We start from the raw sequence: 6,706 nt of genomic DNA, 5'->3' as shown, positions 1-6,706 counted from the left end.
CCGGAGTCGACCGCGGCCAACAACGGGCCGCGGTCGCCCGACATCTCCCAGAACATCGCGCCCAGCAGGTTCTTCGACCTGAGCCACGCGGTCTTGCGCTGGATCGACCACGCGTCGTCGAAGGTCCACCACTGGTTGCCGGTGTAGCAGGACGTCGCCACGGCCACCTCGTCGTGGTGGACGGTGCAGTTCGGCACCGACGCGACGAGGTTGGCGTACCCGCGCGTGCCCGACTCCTCCGGGAACTGGCCCGGCGCCGCGCCTCCCGCGGTCTGCCACTCGCCGTTCTTGCCGCCGTCGGCCACGTTCTGCCAGCCGCGGCCGTAGAACGCGAGGCCTAGCGTGATCTTGCGTGACGGCACCCCGGCGTCGAGGTAGGCCCGCACCGTGCTCTCCACGCTGAACTTCGTCGCGTACGGGTCGTCCGGGTCCGGGTAGAGGTTGCCCTGGTGGCCGGTGCGGCCGGGCTCCCACGAGTTGTCGCTGCCGGAACCGTGGAAGTCGTAGCCCTGGACGTTGAAGATGTCCATCGACCGCGCGACCCGCCCGAGCTCCCAGCCCGCCGCGATCTTGGCCGGGTCGGCCGGGGTGAACGCGGTGATCTGGTAGCGCTTGCCGGTCGTGGCGCCCAGGGCGTCGAGCTGGCGCCGGAACTCCTCGATCAGCAACGTGTTGTTCGTCTTGTCCTGCGGACCGAAGTGGTTGCCCGCGTGGCCTTCGGCGCCGGGCCACTCCCAGTCGAGGTCGATGCCGTCGAAGATCCCCGCGGCGCTGCCGGGACCGCCCGCGCCGTTGTACACGGGCAGGTTGCCCCTGATGTAGACGTCGAGGCACGACGACACGAACTTCTTCCGCGACGCGTCGGTCGAGGCGACGTCGGAGAAGTACTTGGAGTACGTCCAACCGCCGAGGGAGATCAGCACCTTGAGGTTCGGGAACTTCGCCTTGAGCTTGCGGAGCTGGTTGTAGTTGCCGCGCACCGTCTCCCAGCCGCTGTCCGCCACGCCGTCGACGGACTGCGCCGCGCTCATCGGCCTGCTGTAGTCGGCCTCGGCGTCGCCCGCGCCGTCGCCCTGGTTCGGGTCCTGCGGGTTCGGGCTCGTGCCCTTCGTGACGCCCTGCAGACACGTCAGGTTGACCGGGTCGATGTTGCCGAACGCGTAGTTGACGTGGGTCATCTTCGCGGCATCCATGTCCTTCACGAAGTACTGGCGCCCGTAGATGCCCCACTGCACGAAGTACCCGACACGGGCGTACCCGCTGACGATGTCGTTGGTGCGCTCAGTCAGCGCGTTGCTCGCCGCGGACATGTTGTCGTAGAGGTCCCGTGCTGTGACGGTGAACGTGTAGCCGGTGGACGGCGCGAGGCCGCTCACGACCGCCGTGGTGCCGGAGACCGTCTGCTTCACGGCCGAGCCGACGTAGACGTCGTAGTTCGCGACGCCGCGGTTGTCGGTGGAGGGGTTCCACGCCAGCGTGATGCTGCCCGCGTCCTTCGCCGTCGCCCTCAGACCGGTCGGCGCCGTGGGCGGAGTGGTGTCGTCGGCCGGGTTGTTGGTCGTGACGCTCAGGACCGCGCTCGGTGCGCTCCGCACGCCCTTGGAGTCCTTGGCGCGCACCGTGAACGAGTACGCGGTGTTCGGGTTCAGGCCGGTGATGACCGTGGACGTCGTGGTGGAGCTGCCGGCCAGTGCGGAGCCGTTGTAGACGTCGTAGCCGGTGATCGGGAGCGAACCGGGCGTGGAGGCGTTCCACTGCAGGGCCACCGTGCGCGTGGTCTTCGTCGGTGACGTCAGACCCGTTGGTGCGCTTGGCGGAGTGTCCGCACTGCCGTCGCAGTTCGCGTTGTTGATGCGGCACGTCACCGGCTCGGCGTTGGAGCTGACGGAGAACGCCGGGCTGTACGGCTCGGTGCTGCCGCCCGCGGCGACGGTCTTGTTGTAGTGGACCGGCGTGACCGTGACCTGGTTGCCGTTCTGCGTGACCGTGCTGTTCTGGCCGTTGCCGACCGTCACGCCGTTGGGGAGCGTGAAGCTGATCGACCAGTCGATGACCGCGGCGGTGCCGTGGTTGCGCACGACGAACTTCGCCGTGCCGCCGGAGACCGAGTAGTCGGCCGTGAGTCCGGTCGGCCTCGGTGCGGGATCACCGCTGCCGTCGCAGGCCATGTTGTTGATCGTGCAGGTGGTCGGGTCCGCCGCGGCGCTCAGCGTGAACGTCGGGCTGTAGGGCTCGGTGTCGCGCCCAGCGGGGATGGTGTTGATGTAGAAGGCAGGAGTGAGCGTCACTCTGGTGCCGTTCTGGGTGGTCGTCGCGTTCTGGACGTTGCCCACCGTGACACCGGAGGGCAGGTCGAACTTGAGCGACCACCCGGTGAGCGCGGTCGTGCTCGCGTTGGCGACCACGACCTTGGCGCTCGTGCCGGTGCGGGAGAAGGTCGCGGTGATGCCGGTGGCGGCTGTGGCGGGTACCGCCAAGGCCAGGAGCGCGACCAGAACCGTGAGCAGTGCAGGGATTCGGCGCATGCGGAACTCCAGGGTGTAGAGGTTCCGCGGCGGCCTGGTCGTTACGGTATTTGGTCTGGACCACTTGCGTCAACGGCGGTGTCGCTCAGCCGGCTGGGCGGAACCTCACCCGCGTCCCCGGCCGCGCCTGGCCGAGGAACCGCAGGTAATCGCGGTCGACGACGCCGATGACGGGATAACCGCCGGTCGTCGGGTGGTCGTTGAGGAACACCACGGGCTGGCCGTCCGGCGGCACCTGGACCGAGCCGGTGATCATGCCCTCGCTGGGGATCTCCCCGTCACGACGGTTCAGCTTCGTGCCGCTCAGCCGCGCGCCGACCCGGTTGCTGCGGTCCGAGACCGTCCACGACCCTTGGCGCAGCTGGGTTTTCGCGTCGTCGAACCAGTCGTCGCGCGGGCCGAGGAGGATCGGGACGACCAGCGTGTGCGGGGCCTGGTGCGGCGGGACGACGTCGGCGCCGATCGCCGTGCCCGGCGTCCCGAGGTTCAGGACGTCGTCGTCCCGCACCGGGTCCGGGCCGATTCCGGAGAGCAGGTCGGTGGAGCGGCTGCCCAGCTCCTCCGGCACGTCGATGCCGCCGGAGATCGCCAGGTAGGTGCGCAGACCGGTGTGCGGCGTGCCGACGGTGAGGACTTCGCCCTGCTTGAGGTGGACCGGGTGGTGCGAGTCGGCGAGCCTGCCGTCGACCCGGACTTCCGCGGGCGGCCCGGTGACGGCGACCGTGCAGCTGGCGCCGGCCCTCAGCGTGAGGCCGCCCAGCAGGAGCTCCAGCCCGGCCGCGCGCTCGTCGTTGCCGACGAGCCGGTTGGCCAGGGTCAGCGAGTGCGGGTCGACCGCGCCGGACGGCGGCACGCCCAGGTGGGCGTTGCCCGGCCTGCCGAGGTCCTGGACCAGCGCCTGCGGGCCGGTCTTGATGATCGTGACGCTGCGGCTCATGCGACCACGAACCTGACCTGGTCGCCGGGCTGCAGGAGCGCGGGCGTCTCGGCCTGGGGGTCGAACAGGGTGACCTCGGTGCGGCCGATCAGCCGCCAGCCGCCCGGTGTGGCCCTGGGGTAGGCGGCGGTGAACTCGCCCGCGATGCCGACCGAGCCCTGGGGGACCTTGGTGCGCGGCGAGTCGAGCCTCGGCTGCTGGAGGTGCTCCGGGAGGCCGGTCAGGTAGGCGAAGCCGGGGGCGAAGCCGCAGAACGCGACCTCGTAGGTGGCTTCGGTGTGGAGCTTCACGACCTCGTCCTGGGTGATGCCCGCCGCCTCCGCGACCAGGTCGAGGTCGGGGCCGTCGTAGATCACCGGGAGGGTGATCTCGCGCGGGTGCGTCGTCGGCGCCTTGGTGAGGTCGATGTTCCCGAGGGCGTTCCTGACGTCGTTCAACGCGCCCTTGACCAGCACTGTTCGTGCGGCCGGGACGAGCTCCTCGATGCCGTCGACGTCCTGGAGGGCCGCGCGGACGGCCGCGACCTCCGTCAGTGAGTCGACCTCGACGAGGAGGGCGTCGGTTCCGCAGCGCCGCAGCAGCATGGCACCCATGTTACGGGGAATCGTGGGATTGTTGAACAATCCCACGCGCTTGGGTCGTTCAACAATCCTTCGATGGACGTGATGGATTGTTGAACGATCCTACGATTGTGGTCAGCCGACGATGCGCTGGAGGTGCGCGGACGCGTGCGGCTGCATCTCCTGGCCGACCATGGCGCGCTCTTCGACGTAGGCGAGGTCGCCGTTGTTGACGATGCCGTACAGGCGCTGCGCGGCCTTGACCTCTTTGGCCGTCGCGGTGCGGATGATGGCGTCCGTCTCGAACTCCCACGACGTCTGGGTGCGCACCTTGCCGTAGTACAGCTCGACGATGCCCGTGTTGTGGGTGAGCAGCAGCTCGATCGTGTCGTCCGGCTGGGGGCGCCAGAAGCCCTGCTCCCTGGCTGCTGGGCGGATCACCTCGCCGGCCTCGTTGAGCAGCCACGACCTGGCCTCGTAGACGAGGAACGGGCGGCCGTCGTGGGCGAACGTGATCTGCTGGCCGAACCGGAACGGACCCTCGATCGTCGGGTAGACGATCTCTCCTTCGCCTCGCCACACGCCTACCAGCGGGAGGACTGCCAGGAGGGCGTCGTTGAGGTTGGCTCCTTCGCGCAGGTTCGCCGTGTCGCCCGGGACGGGCATGTCCGTGAACTGCGGGAGGTTGCGTTCGCGCGTTGCCGCCGCACGTTCTTCTGCCAGGCGGATGGCTTCGTCGCCGCTGCCTGGGATGGGGGCGGCTCCGGGCGTTCCTGGGGTCCCTGTGGTCATCGCTGGTCTGAGTAGAGGCGGTAGACGACGTAGCCGGCGAACCACATGACGGCGATCGTCACTAGTACCAGGAGTCCTGTGAAGATGTGTTCCACGGTTCTGAGGATATCTCTCGCTGGTTGACGTGCAGAGTTGTGGTGGTGCAGGACACCGGGTGGGGTCTCGGTCTCATGCTGCTGGGGCTCCGTTCAAGCGGCTCGGTTTCGCCATTGCCTCGCCTCGCCTTCGGCTTCGGCTCGAGACACGGCGAAGGCCCCCAGCGGTGTTGCGCCGCTGAGGGCCTTCGCCGTGTCTGACCAGGTCTTACGCCACTGCGATCTCCACCGCGTGCACGCCTGGGCCCTCGGCGGACACGTCCGCCTGGCCGTTGCCGGTGCGGTGGAGTGCGCGGACGGTCCAGGAGCCCGGTGCCGCGAAGAAGCGGAAGTCGCCTTCCGGGGAGGAGACGACCTCGGCGGTGAACTCGCCAGTCGAGTCCAGCAGGCGGACGAAGGCTCCGCCCACCGGGGTGCCGTCGGAGAGGACCTTGCCCTCCAGGACCGTTTCCGTCGTCGAGACTTCGATCGTGCCGCCCTGCACGGGGGCGCCGCAGCCGTCGCTCATGGGATCAGGCCTCCTTGCCGGAACCGAGTTCGATCGGCACGCCGATCAGCGAGCCGTACTCCGTCCAGGAACCGTCGTAGTTCTTCACGTCCTCGTGGCCGAGGAGCTCTCGCAGGGCGAACCAGGTGTGCGAGGAGCGCTCGCCGATGCGGCAGTACGCGATGGTCTTGCGGCTGCCGTCGAAGCCCGCCTCCTCGTAGACGGCGCGGAGCTCGTCGTCCGACTTGAAGGTGCCGTCCTCGTTGGCCGCCTTCGACCACGGGACGTTCACCGCGGACGGGATGTGGCCGCCGCGCTGCGCCTGCTCCTGCGGGAGGTGGGCCGGGGCGAGGAGCTTGCCCGAGAACTCGTCGGGGGAGCGGACGTCCACCAGGTTCTTGTTGCCGATGGCCTCGACCACCTCGTCGCGGAAGGCTCGGATCGAGAGGTCCTGCTCCTGGGCGGAGTAGGTGGTCGCCTCTCGGGTGACCTCCTCCTTGTCCAGGGGGCGGCCGTCGAGCTCCCACTTCTTGCGGCCGCCGTCGAGGAGCTTCACGTTCTGGTGGCCGTAGAGCTTGAAGTACCAGTAGGCGTAGGCGGCGAACCAGTTGTTGTTGCCGCCGTAGAGGACGACCGTGTCGTCGTTGGAGATGCCCTTGGCCGACAGCAGCTTCTCGAAGCCCGCGCGGTCGACGAAGTCGCGGCGCACCGGGTCCTGCAGCTCGGTCCTCCAGTCGATCCGCACCGCGCCCGGGATGTGACCACCCTCGTAGGCGGTGGTGTCCTCGTCCACCTCCACGAACACGACACCGGACGTGTTGAGGTTCTCCTCGGACCAAGCGGCCGAGACCAGGACGTCTTCACGGCTCATCGAGCTGCTCCAATTTCTTCGTTCTTACTGCGACGGTGTCACTGGGGTCGGACGAGTGCGGGCGCGTGGCGGCGCAGGAGCAGGAACATCTCGCAGCCCAGGCACAGGCCGATCGACGCGTTGAGCAGCGCCGCGACCAGTGCGGCGGCGGTGGCGGCGACGCCGAGCCCGGTGAGGCCACTGGCGTACCCGATGGTCCCGACCAGCGCGAACGCGAACCCGACGCCCTGCGCGAACCGCAGCGGGGCGGCCTCCTCGCGTTCGGTCGTCGGCGTGATCCGCGGTTGGACGGCGTAGCGGTAGACGTGGCCCCACGGGTTGAGCTTGAGCGAGATGAACGCGCACAGGCCGAACAGCACGGTCTGCGCGGCGAGCAACCGCCACGAGCCGGTCAGCAGGACGGCCGCGAGGATCACGGTGGTGATCCACGCGCTGAAGC

General features: G+C 68.9%; 7 protein-coding genes. All 7 read right to left on the bottom strand.

The genetic code is table 11. The features are described from left to right. A partial coding sequence (locus VM306_RS29285; protein ID WP_325520901.1) for a glycosyl hydrolase family 18 protein occupies positions 1 to 2,525 on the bottom strand: 2,525 nt, incomplete at its 3' end. An 85-nt stretch (positions 2,526 to 2,610) separates the two neighbouring features. Continuing rightward, entirely contained in the window at positions 2,611 to 3,462 is an 852-nt protein-coding gene (locus tag VM306_RS29280) for a biotin-dependent carboxyltransferase family protein (RefSeq protein ID WP_325520899.1), read from the bottom strand. Continuing rightward, positions 3,459 to 4,046: a 5-oxoprolinase subunit PxpB gene (gene pxpB, locus VM306_RS29275; RefSeq protein ID WP_325520897.1), complete on the bottom strand. Its 588-nt coding sequence runs from the start codon at positions 4,044 to 4,046 to the stop codon at positions 3,459 to 3,461. Before pxpB ends, VM306_RS29280 begins: the two co-directional genes overlap by 4 nt. A 111-nt stretch (positions 4,047 to 4,157) precedes the next feature. After that, positions 4,158 to 4,814 carry an FABP family protein gene (locus tag VM306_RS29270; RefSeq protein WP_414672466.1) on the bottom strand — a complete coding sequence of 219 codons (657 nt, stop codon included), beginning with the start codon at positions 4,812 to 4,814 and terminating at the stop codon, positions 4,158 to 4,160. Between the two features lie 303 nt (positions 4,815 to 5,117). After that, positions 5,118 to 5,417, bottom strand: coding sequence for a DUF1416 domain-containing protein (locus tag VM306_RS29265; protein WP_325520895.1), 300 nt, complete (start codon positions 5,415 to 5,417; stop codon positions 5,118 to 5,120). Between the two features lie 4 nt (positions 5,418 to 5,421). Beyond that, entirely contained in the window at positions 5,422 to 6,267 is an 846-nt protein-coding gene (locus VM306_RS29260) for a sulfurtransferase (RefSeq protein WP_325520893.1), read from the bottom strand. A 38-nt stretch (positions 6,268 to 6,305) separates the two neighbouring features. Then, a partial coding sequence (locus tag VM306_RS29255) for a DUF4395 domain-containing protein (protein ID WP_325520891.1) occupies positions 6,306 to 6,706 on the bottom strand: 401 nt, incomplete at its 5' end.

This window comes from Lentzea sp. (assembly GCF_035525475.1).
Lineage (GTDB): Bacteria > Actinomycetota > Actinomycetes > Mycobacteriales > Pseudonocardiaceae > Lentzea.
Note: the sequence above shows the minus strand (reverse complement) of the source record. Positions and strands in the feature narration are given on the sequence as shown.